16 protein-coding genes are annotated in these 20,346 nt (G+C 60.4%); 9 read left to right on the plus strand and 7 right to left on the minus strand.

Features of this window, described 5'->3' with window-relative positions; genetic code table 11:
* Positions 1–70 precede the first annotated feature (70 nt).
* Positions 71–1,609: a glycerol-3-phosphate dehydrogenase gene (gene glpD, locus NTD89_RS26580; protein ID WP_262210516.1), complete on the plus strand. Its 1,539-nt coding sequence runs from the start codon at positions 71–73 to the stop codon at positions 1,607–1,609.
* Between the two features lie 48 nt (positions 1,610–1,657).
* Here the strand turns inward: glpD and NTD89_RS26585 are convergent, their stop codons facing one another.
* A complete protein-coding gene (locus NTD89_RS26585; protein WP_262210517.1) occupies positions 1,658–2,383 on the minus strand; it encodes a tetratricopeptide repeat protein in 726 nt (241 codons plus the stop codon).
* 121 nt (positions 2,384–2,504) lie between these two features.
* On the opposite strand from NTD89_RS26585, the gene NTD89_RS26590 reads away from it, so the two are divergent.
* From NTD89_RS26590 to NTD89_RS26625, 8 genes are all read left to right on the plus strand, one after another.
* Positions 2,505–4,826 (plus strand): TonB-dependent receptor, encoded by a 2,322-nt coding sequence (locus NTD89_RS26590; RefSeq protein WP_262210519.1) that lies wholly within the window; start codon positions 2,505–2,507, stop codon positions 4,824–4,826.
* 866 nt (positions 4,827–5,692) lie between these two features.
* Positions 5,693–6,619, plus strand: coding sequence for a glutamate/aspartate ABC transporter substrate-binding protein (locus NTD89_RS26595; protein ID WP_145161533.1), 927 nt, complete (start codon positions 5,693–5,695; stop codon positions 6,617–6,619).
* A 194-nt stretch (positions 6,620–6,813) separates the two neighbouring features.
* Positions 6,814–7,560 (plus strand): amino acid ABC transporter permease, encoded by a 747-nt coding sequence (locus NTD89_RS26600; RefSeq protein ID WP_003208731.1) that lies wholly within the window; start codon positions 6,814–6,816, stop codon positions 7,558–7,560.
* Positions 7,560–8,231, plus strand: a complete 672-nt coding sequence (locus NTD89_RS26605; RefSeq protein WP_106579410.1) for an amino acid ABC transporter permease — start codon at positions 7,560–7,562, stop codon at positions 8,229–8,231. Before NTD89_RS26600 ends, NTD89_RS26605 begins: the two co-directional genes overlap by 1 nt.
* Positions 8,228–8,962 (plus strand): amino acid ABC transporter ATP-binding protein, encoded by a 735-nt coding sequence (locus NTD89_RS26610; protein WP_012722475.1) that lies wholly within the window; start codon positions 8,228–8,230, stop codon positions 8,960–8,962. Before NTD89_RS26605 ends, NTD89_RS26610 begins: the two co-directional genes overlap by 4 nt.
* A gap of 173 nt (positions 8,963–9,135) precedes the next feature.
* Positions 9,136–11,037: a sensor histidine kinase gene (locus tag NTD89_RS26615; protein ID WP_262210520.1), complete on the plus strand. Its 1,902-nt coding sequence runs from the start codon at positions 9,136–9,138 to the stop codon at positions 11,035–11,037.
* Positions 11,034–12,383 carry a sigma-54-dependent transcriptional regulator gene (locus NTD89_RS26620; protein WP_145161527.1) on the plus strand — a complete coding sequence of 450 codons (1,350 nt, stop codon included), beginning with the start codon at positions 11,034–11,036 and terminating at the stop codon, positions 12,381–12,383. Before NTD89_RS26615 ends, NTD89_RS26620 begins: the two co-directional genes overlap by 4 nt.
* An 8-nt stretch (positions 12,384–12,391) precedes the next feature.
* Positions 12,392–12,721 (plus strand): GlpM family protein, encoded by a 330-nt coding sequence (locus NTD89_RS26625; protein WP_178119692.1) that lies wholly within the window; start codon positions 12,392–12,394, stop codon positions 12,719–12,721.
* Between the two features lie 132 nt (positions 12,722–12,853).
* On the opposite strand, the gene NTD89_RS26630 is transcribed toward NTD89_RS26625, so the two are convergent.
* From NTD89_RS26630 to NTD89_RS26655, 6 genes are read right to left on the minus strand one after another with little or no spacing between them, the layout of a single operon-like run.
* On the minus strand, positions 12,854–14,251 hold the full coding sequence (locus tag NTD89_RS26630; protein ID WP_145161521.1) for a sigma-54-dependent transcriptional regulator: 1,398 nt from the start codon (positions 14,249–14,251) through the stop codon (positions 12,854–12,856).
* Positions 14,241–16,019, minus strand: a complete 1,779-nt coding sequence (locus NTD89_RS26635) for a sensor histidine kinase (protein WP_145161518.1) — start codon at positions 16,017–16,019, stop codon at positions 14,241–14,243. Before NTD89_RS26635 ends, NTD89_RS26630 begins: the two co-directional genes overlap by 11 nt.
* Positions 16,019–17,143 (minus strand): GNAT family N-acetyltransferase, encoded by a 1,125-nt coding sequence (locus NTD89_RS26640; protein ID WP_262210522.1) that lies wholly within the window; start codon positions 17,141–17,143, stop codon positions 16,019–16,021. Before NTD89_RS26640 ends, NTD89_RS26635 begins: the two co-directional genes overlap by 1 nt.
* A 15-nt stretch (positions 17,144–17,158) precedes the next feature.
* On the minus strand, positions 17,159–18,025 hold the full coding sequence (locus NTD89_RS26645) for an alpha/beta hydrolase (RefSeq protein WP_145161515.1): 867 nt from the start codon (positions 18,023–18,025) through the stop codon (positions 17,159–17,161).
* Positions 18,022–19,416, minus strand: a complete 1,395-nt coding sequence (locus NTD89_RS26650) for an aspartate aminotransferase family protein (protein ID WP_106579418.1) — start codon at positions 19,414–19,416, stop codon at positions 18,022–18,024. The genes NTD89_RS26645 and NTD89_RS26650 overlap by 4 nt, the downstream gene beginning before the upstream one ends.
* A complete protein-coding gene (locus NTD89_RS26655) occupies positions 19,409–20,107 on the minus strand; it encodes an MtnX-like HAD-IB family phosphatase (RefSeq protein WP_262210525.1) in 699 nt (232 codons plus the stop codon). Before NTD89_RS26655 ends, NTD89_RS26650 begins: the two co-directional genes overlap by 8 nt.
* Between the last annotated feature and the right edge of the window lie 239 nt (positions 20,108–20,346).

Here is a 20,346-nt window from a genome sequence, read left to right on the forward strand (position 1 = left end):
ATCAGCTACCATTTTCGCAAATGAACATTAATGTTCGGATTCCAAGACGAAAAGATCGCGAGGCTAGCCGATGAACCCTTCCACCTTGCCTGCCCCACCGCTTGCCGAAGTCTATGACGTTGCCGTAATTGGTGGCGGGATCAATGGCGTCGGCATCGCAGCAGACGCAGCCGGTCGCGGTTTGTCGGTATTCCTTTGCGAAAAAGACGACTTGGCCAGCCACACGTCATCGGCCAGCAGCAAGCTGATCCACGGTGGCCTGCGTTATCTCGAACATTACGAATTCCGCCTGGTGCGCGAAGCACTGGCCGAACGCGAAGTGCTGCTGGCCAAGGCCCCGCATATCGTCAAGCAAATGCGTTTCGTGTTGCCGCACCGCCCGCACCTGCGCCCGGCGTGGATGATCCGTGCTGGCCTGTTCCTGTATGACCACTTGGGCAAGCGTGAAAAACTCGCCGGTTCCAAGAGCCTCAAGTTCGGCCCTGACAGCCCGCTGAAAAGCGAAATCACCAAAGGCTTCGAATACTCCGACTGCTGGGTCGATGACGCCCGCCTGGTGGTGTTGAACGCCATGGCCGCCCGCGAAAAAGGCGCGCATATCCACACCCAGACCCGTTGCATCAGCGCGCACCGCAACAACGGCATGTGGGAAATGAACATGGAACGCGCCGATGGCAGCCTGTTCTCGATCCGTGCCCGCGCCCTCGTGAACGCCGCCGGCCCATGGGTCGCCAAGTTCATCAAGGAAGACCTGAAGCTGGATTCGCCTTACGGCATCCGCTTGATCCAGGGCAGCCACCTGATCGTGCCGAAACTGTACGAAGGCGCCCACGCGCACATTCTGCAGAACGAGGACCAGCGCATTGTCTTCACCATTCCGTACCTCAACCACCTGACCATCATCGGCACCACCGACCGTGAATACACCGGCGACCCGGCGAAAGTAGCGATTACCGAAGGTGAAACCGACTACATGCTTAAGGTGGTAAATGCCCACTTCAAGAAGCAGTTGAGCCGCGACGACATCGTCCACACCTACTCCGGCGTGCGCCCGCTGTGCAACGACGAGTCGGATAACCCGTCGGCCATTACCCGCGATTACACCTTGTCGCTGTCTGGCGGCACTGGCGAGGCGCCAATCCTGTCAGTGTTCGGCGGCAAGCTCACCACCTACCGCAAACTCGCCGAGTCGGCGATGGCGCAGCTGGCGCCGTTCTTCACACAGATGCGTCCTAGCTGGACGGCCACGGCCAGCCTGCCGGGTGGCGAGAACATGACCACGCCAGAAGCGCTGGCCGAGGCCATTCGCGCCAAGTTCAACTGGGTGCCGGCCGAGATCGCGCGTCGTTGGTCCACCACTTATGGCAGCCGCACCTGGCGCTTACTCGAAGGTGTGCAGTCGCTGGCTGACCTGGGCGACCACCTGGGTGGCGGCCTGTACACCCGCGAAGTCGATTACCTGTGCGCCGAGGAATGGGCCACGCAAGCGCAGGACGTGCTGTGGCGCCGCACCAAGCTCGGGCTGTTCACCACCCCAGAGGAACAGGCCAACGTGCAGCGTTACCTGTCCAAGGTCGAGCAGAACCGCGCGAAGATCGAAGCAGCCTGATCAGGCCGTTGTGAAAAGCCCCTGCGCCGAAAGGTCCAGGGGCTTTTTTTATGCCTGCAGCGCCTGGCGCTGATACCGCAGGCCCATGTCACGAATCCCGCTGAGAGTGGAGCCCAGCAACACCGGATAAGCCGCCTGCAAAAAACCCGGTGTTGCCGTTGCCAGCGCGCGCTCCAGCCACAGGCAGGCCTGGCGCTCATCGCCGGTTTCGGCCAGCTCGGCAGCGTGGTTGTATTGCCCGCGAAAATCGCCCGCCTCGGCTGAGCGCTGATACCACTGCCGCGCCAGTTGCACATCCCTGGGCACAACGACGCCCTCATGGTGAAACCGCCCCAGCAGGTTCATCGATTTGGCGTGCCCTTTAGCGGCTGCCTGCCCGAATAACTCATACGCGGCGACAAGGTCGCGCTCCACACCGCGACCGCGCGTCAGCAACTGGCCGTAGTTATACAGCCCCCAATCCAGCCCAAGGTCGCCAGCTTTGCGGTAATGCACGGCGGCGTCCGGCAGGTCGATTTCGCAACCCCAGCCGTTTTCCAGGCAGCGCCCGATCATGTTGATCGCCATCGGGTGACCCTGACGTGCGCCGATGCGAAACCAGCTCAGCGCCAACGCTTCGTCCTTTTGTATGCCCCGACCATCCAGCAACAGCTGACCCAAGGTCGCATGCGCATCGGCATCACCCAATTGCGCAGCCTGCATCACCCAACGCGCATATGCGCGCGGGTTATCACCGATTTCACCCGATTCATTGCCTGGCCGCGTGCTCTGCATGCTCGTCTGCACTCTCTCAAACTGACAAAAATTTCATGAATCATTCTGTTACAAAGTATTACATTTGAGATCGTTTATCAATTACGATCACCTCTCAATTCCAACAACACGAGACTATTCAATGGCTACCGGGATCAGTTCTGCCCCCCATTCATCGCGGCATTTGCTCGCGTCGGCGGTGGGCTTGGCAGTGGCTGCGCAAGGAGGATTCAGCTATGCAGCGCAGACTGCAGATGACGGCACAGGTGTAATTGAACTCGGCGCGACCAGTATCGAAGGTCAGGCCCCAAGCCAGAGCGCTTACAACCCCGTAGCGCCTTCCTCCCCCAAGTACACCGAGGCGCTGCGTGATACACCGCAGACGATTACCGTGGTGCCCAAGGAAGTCATTCATGATCAAAACCTGCTGACCCTGCGCGACGTGCTCAGCACCGTGCCGGGCATTACCTTCGGCGCCGGCGAAGGCGGCAGCGGTTACGGCGACAGCATCAACCTGCGCGGTTTCTCGGCCAGCGGCGACATCTACGTCGACGGCGTGCGCGACAGCGCGCAATACAGCCGCACCGACCCGTTCAACCTGGAACAGGTCGAAGTCGTCAGCGGCGCAAGTTCGGTGTATTCAGGTTCCGGCGCAGTCGGCGGCACCATCAACCTGGTGTCCAAGCAGCCGGAATTACGCGACAAAACCACGATCAGCGCCGGCATCGGCACCGATAACTACAAGCGCACCACGCTGGACACCAATCAGCAACTCAACGACACCACCGCGTTCCGGCTCAACCTGATGGCGCATGGTAACGATGTGCCGGGCCGCGATTATGAAGATTACTCGCGCTGGGGCATTGCGCCCTCCATCGCCTTTGGCCTGGGCACGCCGACGCGCGTTACCGTCAGTTATGAACACCAGAAAGATGACAACACGCCGCAGTACGGCATCCCCATCTACAACGGCAAACCGATGCCGGGTGTGGGCTGGAGCGACTATTACGGTTATCACAACATCAATGACCAGCAGATCACCTCGGACGCGTTCAGCCTGAAGCTCGAACACGACTTCAACGACGCCGTGTCAGTGCGCAACTTCACCCGCGTCGAGCGCGTGCGCCAGGACCTGCGCGCCTCCGGCCCCGAAGGTGCCCAGGCCGGCTGCCTGGCCAGCGGTACCCAGATAACGGGCGCGCCTTGCGCCGCCGGCCTCAAGCCTGGCTATTTCCAGCCAAGCGGCGGTTCGCTGGGCAACGAGCGCAACACCCAGAACAAAATGTTCACCAACCAGACTGACGTAACCAGTCACTTCAGCACGGGTTTCATCGACCACACACTGGTCACCGGCATCGCCATCAGCCGCGAGGAATACGAGGCGGATACCGGCAAATGGCTGACCAACAGCAACGGCAGCACGATCGTTCCGCCGCCGGTCAGCTTCAGCGACCCCAACTCGGACTGGACCGGCCCCGTCAACTTCACCCGTGCGGCCCACGTCGACGGCGCGCTGAACAACCGCGCCGCCTACGCCTTCGACACGCTTAAACTCAACCCGCAATGGGAAATCAACGGCGGTTTGCGTTACGAGCACAATGCCGGCAGTTCGGTCACCAATGCCTACTCCAGCACCGGCGTGGAAACGCCCGGCGTTCGCTACGGCCAAGCGGACGACCTGACGTCCTATCGCCTGGCACTGGTGTACAAACCGGTGGAAAACGGCAGTTTCTACATCGCCTACGGCAACAGCAAGACGCCGTCGCAAGCCAGCGTCAATGGTGGCTGCTTCACCCCGGCCAAAACGTCCAGCGCGCCCACCAACAACTGCAACGTTGCCCCGGAAACCGCCGTCAGCTATGAGATCGGCACCAAGTGGGACTTCCTCGACAATGCCTTGTCGTTCACCGGCGCGATCTTTCGCAATGACCGCACCAACTACAAAGTCGCCGATCCCGACCCAACCAACCTGAGCGGCACGCAGTCGCTCGACGGTAAAGCACGTGCAGATGGCGTGGCACTCGGCTTGAGCGGTGCGATCACGGACAAGTGGAAGGTCTTCGCCAACTACACCTACCTGGATACCCGCGTATTGCGCAGCGCCAGCGACTTCACCCTGGCCACCACCGGCTTCGACGCGCAGAAAGGCGAGCCGCTGCCGTTCACGCCCAAACATGCGGCCAGTCTTTGGACGGTGTACGACCTGCCCTACGACTTTCAGGTGGGCTACGGCATCACGGCGCAATCCAAGCAGTACCTGGTCAGCGCCGCCGGGGCACCGACTGCGCCGGGCTACGCCGTGCAGCGCGCGATGCTCGGCTACAAGGTCAACAAACAGTTGAACCTGCAGTTGAACGTCAACAACCTGTTCGACAAGGAATACCTGACGCGCATCCGTAACAACGGCTGGGCGGTGCCGGGTGATGGGCGTGCGGCGGTTGTTTCGGCTGACTATACGTTCTGATTGGGAGGGGGGTGTTTTGGGGGGTATATCCGTTGTTTGGGTGATGACTGATATGGGTTCCGCCCTTACGGCGGGCCACTTTTGAAAAGAGCCCAAAAGTAACCAAAAGGCTCTTGCCCCACCACTCGGCACCTCGCTTAGGCTCGGTGTGCCTAAGATCAAAATCAAAAGCAAAGCACGGCGGCCTGGTAGCCGACCTGATTCTGGAACCTGAACTCAATCAAATGTGGGAGCGGGCTTGCCTGCGATGGCATCAACTGGTTATGCCTGATACACCGAGTTGTCTGCATCGCAGGCAAGCCAGCTCCCACAGAAAAGCCAAGCAGTGCGGTGGTGGAGGCTGAACTCGGTCAACTTGTGGGAGCGGGCTTGCTCGCGAAGGCGGTGGGTCAGCGACACATGAGCTGACTGACAAACCGCATTCGCGGGCAAGCCCGCTCCCACATTTGGATCTCTGTGCTTCAGACAGAAGTGTGTTGCTGTGCTGCTTCTACCACTCAGGTCGGCTACCACGCCGCCGTGTTCTGCGTTAGCCAAAAGTGACCCGCTGTAAGAGCGGAACCGCCAGCCGCCGTTACCGCAGCAATGGATATACACCCCCTCCCACCAAAGCCATTCGGTTTTCCGAACACCACACCCCGAACCATTCGGTTTGCCGGACCAAACCACCAAACCCCTCCCGTCACGCAAACTTAATCCCCATATAAATCAACCAGATAACCTTTTATCCCTGGTATGGCACGACTCATGCTCTACACTCCCTGACGATTGCCTGCGACGCTTCAGGAGCCGTCACGGGCATTCGCTGTACAAAAGAGAGCCGTTTAGCCGGCTTCATAAAAAAAACAAATGTCGAGGAAGTATTGATGCGCATCGTTCCCCATATCCTGGGCGCAGCTATCGCTGCTGCTCTGATCAGCACTCCAGTTTTCGCCGCCGAACTCACCGGCACACTGAAGAAAATCAACGACTCCGGCACTATCACTCTCGCTCACCGCGACAGCTCCATTCCGTTCTCCTACATCGCGGATGGCTCGGGCAAACCCGTGGGCTACTCCCACGACATTCAACTGGCCATCGTTGAAGCCCTGAAAAAAGACCTGAACAAACCCGATCTGAAGGTCAAGTACAACCTGGTCACCTCGCAAACCCGTATCCCGCTGATCCAGAACGGCACCGCGGATATCGAATGCGGCTCCACCACCAACAACGCCGAACGCGCTCAACAAGTTGATTTCACCGTCAACATGTTCGAAATCGGCACCCGCCTGCTGGTCAAGAAAGACAAGGATGGCAAGCCGTCCTACGCTGACTTTGCCGACCTGAAAGGCAAAAACGTCGTGACCACCGCTGGCACCACGTCCGAGCGCATCATCAAAGCGATGAACGCCGACAAGCAAATGGGCATGAACGTCATCTCCGCCAAAGACCACGGCGAATCCTTCCAGATGCTGGAAAGCGGCCGCGCCGTCGCCTTCATGATGGACGACGCCCTGCTCGCAGGCGAAGAAGCCAAGGCCAAGAAGCCGGACGATTGGGTCATCACCGGTACGCCACAGTCCTTCGAAGCCTATGCGTGCATGGTGCGTAAAGACGACCCGGCCTTCAAAAAGGCTGTCGATGACGCCATCGTCGGCCTGTACAAATCCGGCGAAATCAACAAGATCTACAGCAAGTGGTTCGAGAGCCCGATTCCTCCAAAAGGCCTGAACCTGAACTTCCCGATGAGCGACAAGGTTAAGGAGCTGATCGCTAACCCAAGCGACAAACCAGCCCCTGACGTAAAAATCTGATACCTGACTAAGCTTATCTCCTGAGGGAGCCAACCCTCCCTCAGGCGTCTGTTACTACCTGCTGGCTTTAATTTGGAACACTCGACCTGGCGGTTTTCGAGCCGATCGCGTGTGCCTGGCGTTCAACGTCGGGCGGGAAAGGATCTTCCCCAAGCGGGTGCTTGTACATCGATCGATTTCGAGGGGAGACCCTAATGAATTACAACTGGGACTGGGGCGTGTTCTTCAAGTCCACTGGCGTGGGCAGCGAGACTTATCTCGACTGGTACATCGCCGGCTTGGGCTGGACCATCGCCATCGCTGTCGTGGCATGGATTATCGCCTTGTTGCTGGGGTCCATTCTGGGCGTCATGCGCACCGTGCCAAACCGCATCGTATCGGGCATCGCAACCTGCTACGTGGAACTGTTTCGTAACGTGCCGCTGCTGGTTCAGCTGTTTATCTGGTACTTCCTGATACCCGATCTGCTGCCGCAAAACCTGCAGGACTGGTACAAACAAGACCTCAACCCGACTACCTCGGCCTACCTGAGCGTCGTCGTGTGCCTGGGCCTGTTCACCGCCGCCCGTGTGTGTGAACAAGTGCGTACCGGCATCCAGGCGCTGCCACGCGGCCAGGAATCTGCCGCACGCGCCATGGGCTTCAAGCTGCCGCAGATCTACTGGAACGTGCTGCTGCCCCAGGCGTACCGCATCATCATTCCGCCGCTTACCTCGGAATTTCTCAACGTGTTCAAGAACTCCTCCGTGGCGTCCTTGATCGGTTTGATGGAGCTGCTGGCGCAAACCAAACAGACTGCCGAGTTCTCGGCCAACCTGTTTGAAGCCTTCACCCTGGCCACGCTGATCTACTTCACCCTGAACATGAGCCTGATGTTGCTGATGCGCGTGGTCGAGAAGAAAGTCGCGGTGCCCGGCCTGATCTCCGTGGGGGGTAAATAATGGACTTCGATTTCAGCGGCATCATCCCCGCCATTCCCGGCCTGTGGAACGGCATGGTCATGACCTTGCAGTTGATGGTCATGGGTGTGATCGGCGGTATCGCGCTGGGGACGATGCTGGCGCTGATGCGCCTGTCGTCCAGCAAACTGCTGTCGCGTCTGGCCGGCGCCTACGTGAACTACTTCCGCTCGATCCCGCTGCTGTTGGTGATCACCTGGTTCTACCTGGCGGTGCCGTTCGTGTTGCGCTGGATCACAGGCGAAGACACCCCGATCGGTGCGTTCACCTCCTGCGTCGTGGCCTTCATGATGTTCGAAGCCGCGTACTTCTGTGAAATCGTGCGGGCCGGCGTGCAGTCGATCCCCAAGGGCCAGATGGCCGCCGCACAGGCGATGGGCATGACCTATGGCCAGACCATGCGTCTGATCATCCTGCCCCAGGCGTTCCGCAAGATGACCCCGTTGCTGCTGCAACAGTCGATCATCCTGTTCCAGGACACCTCGCTGGTTTACACCGTGGGCCTGGTGGACTTCCTCAACTCCGCCCGCTCCAACGGCGACATCATTGGCCGCTCCAATGAGTTCCTGATCTTCGCCGGTGTCGTCTACTTCATCATCAGCTTTTCCGCCTCGCTGCTGGTCAAGCGTCTGCAAAAAAGGTTTGCCGTATGATCTCTATCAAGAACATCAACAAGTGGTATGGCGACTTCCAGGTGCTGACCGATTGCAGCACCGAGGTTAAAAAAGGCGAAGTGATCGTGGTGTGCGGGCCTTCCGGCTCGGGTAAATCCACCCTGATCAAGTGCGTCAACGCACTGGAACCGTTCCAGAAAGGCGACGTGGTGGTGGATGGCACCTCCATCGCCGACCCGAAGACCAACCTGCCGCAACTGCGCTCGCGCGTGGGCATGGTGTTCCAGCACTTCGAACTGTTCCCGCACCTGACCATCACCGAAAACCTGACCATCGCGCAGATCAAGGTGCTCGGCCGCAGCAAGGAAGAAGCCACCAAAAAGGGCCTGCAACTGCTTGAGCGCGTCGGCCTTTCGGCACACGCCCACAAGCACCCGGGCCAGCTTTCCGGCGGCCAGCAACAACGTGTGGCGATTGCCCGCGCCCTGGCCATGGACCCGATCGTCATGCTGTTCGACGAACCGACCTCGGCGCTGGACCCTGAAATGGTCAACGAAGTGCTCGACGTGATGGTGCAACTGGCCCACGAAGGCATGACCATGATGTGCGTCACCCACGAAATGGGGTTTGCGCGCAAAGTGGCCGACCGCGTGATCTTCATGGACGCCGGCAAGATCATCGAAGACTGCCCGAAGGAGGAGTTCTTCGGCGACATCAGCGCCCGCTCCGAACGCGCGCAGCACTTCCTTGAGAAAATCCTGCAGCACTAAAACCGGCTTCGTTCTCTCTGTGGGAACCGTTTTGTGTGGGAGCTGGCTTGCCTGCGATGCAGACACCTCGGTCTATCAGTGACACCGAGGAGATCCTGTCGCAGGCAAGCCAGCTCCCACATGAACCGGTTCGCGGCAGGGCTGACAGCTCTGGTTGACCCAAGGCAACTGTGATGAAATGCGACCCCAACCAATTTCGCGCCGCACCGCCATCACTTGCCGTGAAACCTCGTCTGATTCGCCAACTGTTCCTGCCGCCGTTGATCATCGCCTTGATGATCGGCTTGGGTTATATCGGCTTCTGGGTCAGTGAGTATTACGGCATCAGTACCCTCAGCGACAACGGCGAACGCCAGTTGGAGCTGCACGCGCGCACCGTCGAAAGCGAACTGAGCAAATACACCTACCTGCCCAGCCTGCTGGAGCTCGAATCCAGCGTCTCCACGCTGCTGGCCGACCCGAACCAGGAAACCCGGCAGACGGTCAATGATTACCTCGAAGGCCTGAACCGACGCAGTCGCAGTCGGGCCATCTACGTGATGGACACCACCGGCCGCGTGCTGGCCACCAGTAACTGGCGCGATGCCGACAGTTACCAGGGTGAAGACCTGTCCTTTCGCGCCTATTTCCAGAATGCCGTGCGCGGCCAGCCGGGCCGCTTCTATGGCATCGGCAGCACCAACGGCGAGCCCGGCTACTACCTGGCTCACGGCCTGGAAGAACACGGCAAGATCATCGGCGTCGCCGTGGTCAAAGTGCGCCTCGAAGCCCTCGAAGAGCGCTGGCAGCGTGCGCGCCTCGAAGCGTTCGTGAGCGACGAGAACGGCATCATCATCCTCTCCAGCGACCCGGCCCGCCGGCTCAAGGCCGTGCGCCCGCTGAGCGACGACACCAAAGAACGCCTGGCCCACAGCCTGCAATATTACTGGGCGACGCTTAACGAGCTGGAACCGCTGGCCCGTGAGCGACTCAATGAGGGCACCGAAAAGCTGACCTTCCCGGCCAACAGCGAAGTGGTCAACGACGAGCACGAAGTCAGCTACCTCGCGCAAACCCGCCCGCTCAACGACACGCCGTGGAATTTCACCCTGCTGACGCCGCTCAATGAGCTGCGCCGCGCGGCGATCAACCAGGGCATTCTGGTCGCTGTCGCATTCGGCCTGGTGGCGTTTTTGCTGATCGCCTGGAACGAACGCCGCAAGGTGATCGCCACCCGCCTCGCCGCGCGGGAAGCCTTGCAGGAAGCCAACAGCCAGCTGGAGCGGCGGATTGCCGAACGCACCGCCGACCTGCGTGCCAGCAACGAACGGCTCAAGGGCCAGATTCGCGAACGGCGCCAGGCCGAAGAAACCTTGCGCCGCGCCCAGGACGAACTGGTACAGGCCGGCAAACTCGCCGCCATCGGCCAGATGTCCACCAGCATCGCCCATGAGTTGAACCAGCCGCTGGCGGCGCTGCGCACGCTGTCGGGCAATACCGTGCGCTTCCTCGAACGTGGCGCGCTCGACACCGCCAGTGCCAACCTCAAGACCATCAATGAACTGATCGATCGCATGGGCCGCATCACGGCCAGCCTGCGCTCGTTTGCACGGCGCGGTGATGACCAGGGCGAAGCCAACCTCGGTAAAGCTGTGGACGCCGCGTTCCAGGTGCTCGGCGCTCGTCTCGACGGCCTGCCGCTGACCGTGCACCGCGACTTCGCCAACGCTCAATTGCAGATCGACCAGACGCGCCTGGAGCAGATCCTGGTCAACCTGATCGGCAACGCCCTGGACGCGATGCAGGCGCAACCTGCGCCCGAACTGTGGTTGGATGGCCAGGTGCTTGAGGGCAGGTACCGCCTGCACGTACGCGACAACGGGCATGGCATCGACCCCGAAACGCGCAAGCATTTATTCGAACCGTTCTTCACCACCAAACCCGGCGAACAAGGCCTGGGCTTGGGCCTGACCCTTTCCGCCAGCCTCGCGGCGGCCACCGGCGGCAACCTTGCCGTGGAACATCCGGCCAGCGGTGGTACTGCCTTTGTCTTGTGCCTGCCGCTGGTGGGCACTCAAAAAGCTGAGTCGACATGAATACAGACACCCCAGCCGCAAAAGACGACCTCACCGTTCTGATCGTCGAGGACGATCCCCATGTGCTGCTCGGCTGCCAACAGGCCCTGGCGCTGGAAGACATTCCCAGCGTGGGCGTGGGCAGTGCTGAAGAAGCTCTCAAGCGCATTGGCGAGAACTTTGCCGGCATCGTCATCAGCGACATTCGCCTGCCGGGCATCGACGGCCTCGAGCTGCTGACCCGCCTCAAAGCGCTGGATAAAAGCCTGCCGGTGGTGCTGATTACCGGGCACGGTGATATTTCGATGGCCGTCGGGGCCATGCGCAATGGCGCCTACGACTTCATGGAAAAACCCTTCTCCCCCGAACGCCTGGTCGACGTGGCGCGCCGCGCCCTGGAGCAACGCGGGCTGGCGCGAGAAGTGTGGTCGCTGCGCCGCCAACTGGCCGAGCGTGACTCGCTGGAGGGCCGCATCATCGGCCGCTCGCCGGCGATGCAGAACCTGCGCGAACTGATCGCCAACGTCGCCGACACCTCGGCCAACGTGCTGATCGAAGGCGAGACCGGCACCGGCAAGGAACTGGTCGCACGCTGCCTGCATGATTTCAGCCGGCGCCATGCCCATCAGTTCGTTGCCTTGAACTGCGGCGGCCTGCCGGAAAACCTGTTCGAAAGCGAGATTTTCGGCCACGAAGCCAACGCCTTTACCGGCGCCGGCAAACGGCGCATCGGCAAGATCGAGCACGCCCACGAAGGCACACTGTTTCTCGATGAAGTGGAAAGCATGCCGATCAACCTGCAGATCAAACTGCTGCGGGTGTTGCAGGAACGCACCCTTGAACGGCTGGGCTCGAACCAGAGCGTGGCGGTGGATTGCCGGGTGATCGCCGCCACCAAATCCGACCTCGATGAGCTGAGCCGCGCCAGCCAATTTCGCAGCGACCTTTACTACCGCCTCAACGTGGTGACCCTGGAACTGCCGCCGTTGCGCGAACGTCGCGAAGACATTCTGCAGTTGTTCGAGCACTTCCTGCAGCAATCCTCCTTGCGCTTTGATCGCACCGCGCCGGAGCTGGACAACCAGACCGTGTCGACGCTGATGAGCCACGACTGGCCAGGCAACGTGCGCGAACTGCGCAACGTCGCCGAGCGCTTTGCCCTGGGCTTGCCCGCCTTCAAGAAAAGCGGCAGCGGCAACAGCAACCACGGCCTGGCCTTCACCGAGGCGGTGGAAGCCTTCGAGCGCAACCTGCTCAACGATGCCCTGCAGCGCAGCGGCGGCAACCTGACCCAGGCCAGCCTGGAACTGGGAATGGCCAAGACCACCCTGTTCGACAAGGTCAAGAAATACGGGTTGAGCCACTGATGGATCTATTGCTGAAGGCCGCCATTGGCGCGGCGGTGGTGTTGATCCTGGCGGCGCTGGCCAAGACCAAAAACTATTACATCGCGGGGCTGGTGCCGCTGTTTCCGACCTTTGCGTTGATTGCGCACTACATCGTCGGCAAGGGCCGCTCGGTGGAGGACCTGAAGACCACCATCGTGTTTGGGATGTGGTCGATCATTCCGTATTTTGTGTATTTGGCGACGCTGTATGTGATGGTCGACCGCCTGCGCCTGGAGGCGTCACTCGCCGTGGCGGCGGTGGCGTGGCTGATGGCGGCGACGGTGTTGGTGAGTGTGTGGGTTCGCCTCCATACCTGACACACCGGGGTAAAAAATGTGGGAGCTGGCTTGCCTGCGATAGCGGTCTGTCTGTGCCAGCTGAGTTGGCTGATACGCCGCTATCGCAGGCAAGCCAGCTCCCACATTTGGATCAGTGGTGAGCCTGATAGATCAACGCACGATCTTGTCCACTTGAATCCCCAGTTTTTTCAACCGATACCAGAAGCTTCTCTCTGAAATCCCGATCTTCGCCGCCGCCGCAGCCTGCACGCCGTTGCTCTCGTGCAACGCCGCCAGGATGTAGGTTTTCTCGACGTCCGCCAGCGCCGCGTCCAGGTCCGCAGGCACGCCAGGGTTGTCACCGAGCAGCGCCGTGACGCCGTCCTCTGCCGGTTTTGAAGCAAACAGGTAGGCCGGCAGGTCGATGTCTTCAATCACCGGTTTGGCCGCAACGATGGTTGCGCGCTCCACGCAGTTTTGCAGCTCGCGGATATTCCCCGGCCAGTTGTAAGCCGCCATGGCCTGCAAGGCCTCCGGGCTGAACCCGGTGATGCGTTTGCCGGCGGTGGCGCTCAGGGTCTGGGCGAAGTGCCGGGCCAGGGGCACGATGTCCTCGGCGCGTTCGCGCAGGGCCGGCAGCGGGATCGGAAACACATTCAGACGGTAATACAGGTCTTCGCGAAACTCTTTATTGGCCACCGCGTCCAGCAGGTTCTTGTTGGTGGCGGCGATCACCCGCACATCCACCTTGCGCTCGCGCGGGTCGCCCACCGGCTCGATCACCCGCTCCTGCAACGCGCGCAGAATCTTGGCCTGCAACGCCAGGGGCATATCGCCCACCTCATCCAGAAACAACGTGCCCTTGTCGGCCTGCATAAAGCGCCCGACCCGATCCGCCACGGCACCGGTGAAGGCGCCCTTGCGATGACCAAACATTTCACTTTCCAGCAAGCCTTCCGGAATCGCCGCGCAGTTGACCGCTACAAATGGCTTGTCGGCACGGCTGCCGTGTTTGTGGATCGCGCGCGCGACCATTTCCTTGCCGGTGCCGCTTTCGCCAGTCAGCAGGATGGTGGCGTTGCTGTCACGCACCGAATCGATTGCATGCAGCACTTGGCGAAACGCCGGGCTGTCACCCACCAGGCTGTCGAACTGCGCATGGTGATCGAGTTCGGCGCGCAGCCGCGCGTTGTCGCGCATGATGTCGCGAAACTGCAAGGCCTTGGCGACGGTGATGTCCAGTTCGTCGATGTCGAACGGCTTGGCAATGTAGTCATAGGCGCCGTTGCGCATCGATTGCACGGCGTTTTTCACCGTGCTGTAGGCGGTCATCACGATCACCGGCAAATCCGGGAAACGCACCTTGATCTCGGCCAGCAGCGCCGGGCCGTCCATGCCTGGCATGCGCCAGTCACTGATCACCAGGTCGATGTCTTCCTGCTCCAGCACCTTGAGCGCGTGCAGGCCGTTGCTTGCGGTGAATACCTGAATGCCGTTCTGGCTCAAGGCCGACGACAGCAAGTCGCAGAGCTTGGGCTCGTCGTCGACTACCAATACGTTATGCGTCATGACCATCCTCATCATCGCCGTCGTCATCACCCTGGGCCGGAATGTACAGGCTGAAGGTGGCGCCGGCATCTTTCTCACTGGCACATTCAATGCTGCCGTCGTGACTTTCCATGATCGAATAGACTTTTGCCAGGCCCAGGCCCGTGCCCGAGGCCTTGGTAGTGACGAACGGTGTGAAGATCCGCTCGATCATATCCGCCGGGATGCCCTGGCCGGTGTCGGCGATGCTGATCACCGTGTTGCCGTCGACACTGCGAATGCCCAGGGTCAGGCGTCCGCCTTCGGGCATCGCGTCGATGGCGTTGAGAATCAGGTTGAGGCACGCCTGCTTGAGCTGTTTGGCATCGGCATAGATCGTCGCACCGGGTGCCTGGTCGTCAATCTGCGCGTCAATGTTATGCGTGGACAGTTCCGGGCTGCAGAAACCGAGAATCTCTTCCACCAACGCTCGCGCCGGCTGCAGCACACGCAACGGCGGGTTGGGTTTGGCAAAATCGAGGAATTCGGTGATCAGGTCGTTGATGCGGCTGACCTCGCTGATCACGTATTCCAGGTGGCGCTTGTCGGTTTCCGCCAGGTCGGCGCGACGGTGCAACAGTTGGGTCGCGGTCTTGATGATGCCCAGCGGGTTGCGGATCTCGTGAGCCAGGCCCATGGCGACTTCGCCCAGGGCGTGCAGCCGATCGCGACGGCGCAACTGGGCTTCAAGGTGATGCAGTTCGCCCAGGCGCTCGGTCATGTGGTTGAAGGTGCTGCTCAACTGCGCCAGCTCATCGCCGCCACTCACCAATACGCGGTGTTCGTAATGCCCCGAGATCACCGCGTCCACGCCTTGGGACAAATCACGCAGCGGTTTGGTCAGGCGCCGCGACACCAGCACGCCGGCGCCCAGGGACAATGCCGAGCTGAGCAGGAAAATCAGTACGAACAGGTTGCTCTGATTCACCAGCCCGACCAGGCTGGTATGGCGTAGCAGGCCGCTGAAGATCACCCCTTGCAGGTCGCCGGCATCATTGAAGATGGGCCAATACAGACCGCTGTAGTTGTTGGTGAACTGCTCGCTCGGCTGCTTGGTGGCGCGCATGGCCGTTTCGACGTCCTTGGGAATGCGCGAGGGGTGGTTTTCGAAACGCTGGGTCGAGAAGATTTCGTTAAAGCCCGACGGATTGGCCAGGTACAGGCGCAGGTCGAGGGAATGCACATCGGCCACGCTGGTGAGGAAACTGCTGTCCAGGTAAGTGGCCACCAAGAGCAGGTAGTCGACGCCTTCCTGGGTGGTTTCGAAGGTCGAGACCACCAGGCCCGTACTCACGCCCGCCACCTGCACGGTTTGCAGGACGGCGTTGCTGGTCAGGTCGATCTGCTTGACCACATCGTCGGAGGCCGTGCTGAACACGACCTTGTGATCACTCACGCGAATCAGCGCGACCACGTCGATGTCCGTGGCGTCGGCAATGTCGGCGGTCAGCCGGTCGTGCTTGGCGGCCTGCTTGTTCGAAGGCGGGCTGGTGTAGCGCAGGAACAGCTTGGCCATGCGCGCGTTGTCATGAAGGATGTCGCCGATTTCGTCCTTGACGATCTTGGTCGACTCTTGCAGCCAGATACGCACGTTACTGTCGAAAATCTGCGACAGCGTGGTCGCCGCCAGCTCGGCGGCGATCATGGTGGGAATAACGCTGACCAGCCAGAACGCCAGCACCAGCTTGCGCTGGACGCTCCAGCGCGAAATGGCAAAGGGGCGGGCTTTCTGGCGGGTTTTGGTGATCATCAGGTTTCGCTTATCGCAGCAGCCATGGCAGGGTCGGAACGGTCCGGTCTCAGGTACATTTTCACGAGCTTGAGCAGGCTGTTGACCAGCCGGTTACGGTGACGGAAGAACATGCTGTTGCCTTGGAACTCGCACCCCAGGCGCAGCTTACTGGCATACCCTTCCTGACCGCACTCGTACACAGGGATATTGTGCTGAATACAGTAGTCGACGTTGGTCAGCCAACTGCGAAAGTACAGGTTGTATTCGCGGCTGAATGCCATGTCATGCCCAAAAAACTTGTCGATCAGGCGGTGCTGGTCCAGCAGGATCAGATTGAACGCCACCAGGTGCTCGTCCACCCAATAAAGAACACAGACCGCACGCCCTTCAAGCCGTTCGAGGATGCCGGTGAAGTAACGCGCCGGCAAACGTTCGAACTGCAGCTGCGAGCGTTCGAGCGTGGCCTCGTACAAGCGCATGACATCCGGCAACACATCATCAATATTGCGCCGCCACTCCACGCGCGGGCCCGGCGCACGCAGTTTACGGCGCAGGTCCTTGCGCGTCGATTTGCACAATGAGCCAAGGTAGGCGTCTACCGAACCGTAGGGCACCGAGAGCAGACCGCTGGGCAAACTCGGCATGCTCTGGAAACCTGCGCTGCGGCAACTGGTCGCCCAGTGCGAGTCGTCGGTCGGTACATCTTTGACCGCCACCAGGCCAATCCCGAAGGCACTGGCATCCTGTCGCGCGGCTTTCAGCAACTGCTTGAGCAACACAGGGCGTCGCGTCTGGGGTATGCCGCTTGCAATACCTGCATCGCAACGCTCGGCTATCGGCGAGCCAATGGCATACAGCGGCAAGCGTAAAACACCCGGCCACAGTCGCTCCAGGCGTTCGGTAAAACGCTTGCCGGCGCCCGACACCGTGGTGTCGAGGCGATAATGCGTGATGAACGCGGCGGCCACTGCCACCAGCGTTTCATCTTCGTAAACCGCCAGGTAGCGCCATTTGAAGTCATCAATGGCCGCGTTTTCCACGGCGACGTAAAAATCCCAATCCTCCAGCGCACCGGGAAAACAGTCGTTCCAGGCACTGCGCTGGATTGCCCGGATAGTCGAGAAGGCTTGAGCGGTGATCACGTCGCGTCCTTAGGCTTAAGCCCGCTGTCGATAGTCTACGGGCGCCTGGATAGCCTCGGCATGTTGCTCGACAAACTCGGCGCTCAACTCGATCACGCGTCGGTATTGCAGGTCGACGGTGATCATGTGGTAGCAGTTGTCCAACAGAATCTTGGTCACGGGGCCGCCCAAATGGCGTTCCACGTAATCGGCGTTCCAGCGGCTGGTGATGTCGTCCTCAATGGAGTGCAAAACCAGCGCCGGTACCTTGACCTCGGGCATGCGTTTCTTGACCACGGCGTTCATGCGGTGCAACTCGCGCACCGTAATGCCTTCCATGGTCAGCAAACCGGCTTCACTGCTCTCCCCTTCCTTCATCTGGCGCTCGACGATGGCCCGCAGGCGCTCGTTCTTGATGCCGTAAGGCGGCTTCTCTTCGAAGCGACAGATGTGTACGCCGAATGGAATCTTCATTAACAACGGCGTCAGGAATGCCAGTTTGTTAATGCTCCAGCCGTCGTACTTCAAGGTGGTGGAATACATCAACAGCCCGGCGACTTGCCCAGGGTGTTCGGCGGCCACGTACATCGACATCACCGCGCCCATGGACAAGCCACCGACAAACACTTGCTCGTGGCGTTGCTTGACCTGCACGAAGGTGTTGCGCACGCCTTCGTACCAGTCCAGCCAGCCGGTAGCTTGCAGGTCGCTGTTGTCGCCGCAATGCCCGGCCAGGGTGGGCACGTACACCGTGCAGTTACCCGCCTTGGCCAAGCCTTTGGCGACCTGACGCAATTCCGTCGGGGTGCCGGTCAGGCCGTGGATCAACAGGATCCCGACCGGACCTTCACCGAGAACGAAGCCGGCATCACCTTCACCGAGGTCGATCCCGGAGGCATTCACCGTTTGGTCGCCCGTACCAGCAGTTGCTCGAGCAGCTTCAAGCCCAGGTCGATTTCCGGGTAGCTGATTTCCAGCGACGGCGCCAGGGTGATCACGTTTTTGTAGTAGCCGCCCACGTCGAGGATCAAGCCGAGTTTCTGGCCATCGACGACCATGTCGCCCTTCATGCCTTCTTCAACCATGTAGTCCAGGGTCGCCTTGTCTGGCGTGAAGCCATCCGGGCCACAGATTTCGCAGCGCAGGGCCAGGCCCAGGCCATCGACGTCGCCGATGATCGGGAAACGTTTCTGCAGGTCTTGCAGGCCTTCCAGGAAGTATTTGCCCTTGGCCATGACCATCGCGCCGTAGTCGACTTCGCTGGTCATCTTGAACATTTCCAAACCTACCGCCGTGCCCAGTGGGTTGGAGGCGAAGGTGGAGTGCGTCGAACCTGGTGGGAAGATCTTCGGGTTGATCAACTCTTCACGGGCCCAGATGCCGCCCAGCGGGTTCAGGCCGTTGGTCAGCGCTTTGCCGAAGACGATCACGTCCGGCTGCACGTCGAAGTGCTCGATCGACCACAGTTTGCCGGTACGGTAGAAGCCCATCTGGATTTCGTCGGACACCATCAGGATGCCGTGCTGGTCCAGTACATGCTTGAGTTCGCGGTAGAAGTTCATCGGCGGGATCACGTAGCCGCCGGTGCCCTGGATCGGCTCGACGTAAAATGCTGCGTATTCGCTCTGGCCGACTTTCGGGTCCCACACGCCGTTGTATTCGGTCTCGAACAGACGGGCGAATTGCTGCACGCAGTGGCTGCCGTATTCTTCCTTGGTCATGCCTTTGGGGCCGCGGAAGTGGTACGGGAACGGGATGAACTGCGCGCGCTCGCCGAAGTGGCCGTAACGGCGACGGTAGCGGTAGCTGGAGGTGATCGACGACGCGCCGAGGGTACGGCCGTGGTAGCCGCCCTCGAAAGCGAACATCAGGCTCTTGCCGTTGGTGGCGTTACGCACAACCTTCAGGGAGTCTTCGATGGACTGCGAACCGCCGACGTTGAAGTGCACGCGACCGTCGAGGCCGAACTTCTTCTTGGCGTCGACCGCGATCATTTCCGACAGCTCGATTTTGCCTTTGTGCAGGTACTGGCTGGCGATTTGCGGCAGGGTGTCGATCTGCTGTTTCAGCGCGTTGTTCAGGCGCGGGTTGGCGTAGCCGAAGTTGACGGCCGAGTACCACATTTGCAGGTCGAGGTAGGCCTGGTCTTCGGTGTCCCACACGTAGGAGCCTTCGCAACGACTGAAAATACGCGGCGGCTCGATGTAGTGAACAGTGTCGCCGTAGGAGCAGTACTTGGCTTCTTTATCCAGAAGGATCTGGTCTTCGGCAGTGGCGATACGGATATCAGACATGGTGGAAGAGTTCCTGGTTGTCAGCAGTAAAGGTGGTGGCGTTGGCCGCGATGCCCTGAGGCAGCTTGGCCAGCAATGCGGTCACTTCGGCGAAGGTGTCGAAGCGCGCGTGAGGAATGTTGTTGGCCTGGCAATAGTCGGCCAGGCTGCCTTTGGCAAAGACGAAGTCGGCGGTGGAAGCCACGCACATGTCGGACTTGCCGTCGCCGATCACCAGCACGCGCTTGTTGCGCGGGGTGGATTTGCACTTGCAGTTGCCGGAGGCGGCACGGCAGGCATCGCTGGAGTACGGGAAGTCGATGCGCCAGCTGTTCTGGTCGACCTGGCGCAGGCGGTTGGCGAGGATCGGCAGCAAGGTCACGTAGTTGCGCGACAGGATGCGCGCGATGCCTTGTTCGATGCCGTCGCTGACCACTTCGATGGTCGCGCCCAGGCCCATGACGTGATCGACGAAGTCCGGGAAGTCCGGGTCGATCTCGACGCTGTCGAAGTACGCCAGCAGTTCCGCCGGGGTTGCTTTGATCAGCGCCAGTTGGCGGCTCAGGCATTCGCGGGAACCGATATGCCCATCCAGCCATTCCTGTTCGATGGTTTCCCACTCGGGGCCGGCGAAGCGTTGGAGGACGTTGTCGATGACGTCGGTTGGGGTGATGGTCCCGTCGAAGTCACACACGATATGCCAGTGGATCATTGCCTTTCCTTGAGTTGGAGGGCTTGAAGAAAATCGCGCTCTTTGCGCTTGCAGGAGGGGTAGAGCAGGGATTGTGCCAACTGGCTAAAAGCCCGCAGGGCTGGGGTTTTGGCCGATGGCCCGAGTGTTTTGTGTCGCAGGAGCTACAATTTTTGTAGCTTGCTACAAACAAGATGAGTGCTTGCGTCAGGGACGCCCTTCGCGCGTGAATGCGCGCATGTTCAGATAAGGAAATGGCT

The organism is Pseudomonas sp. 14P_5.3_Bac1 (genome assembly GCF_025466135.1).
GTDB lineage: Bacteria > Pseudomonadota > Gammaproteobacteria > Pseudomonadales > Pseudomonadaceae > Aquipseudomonas.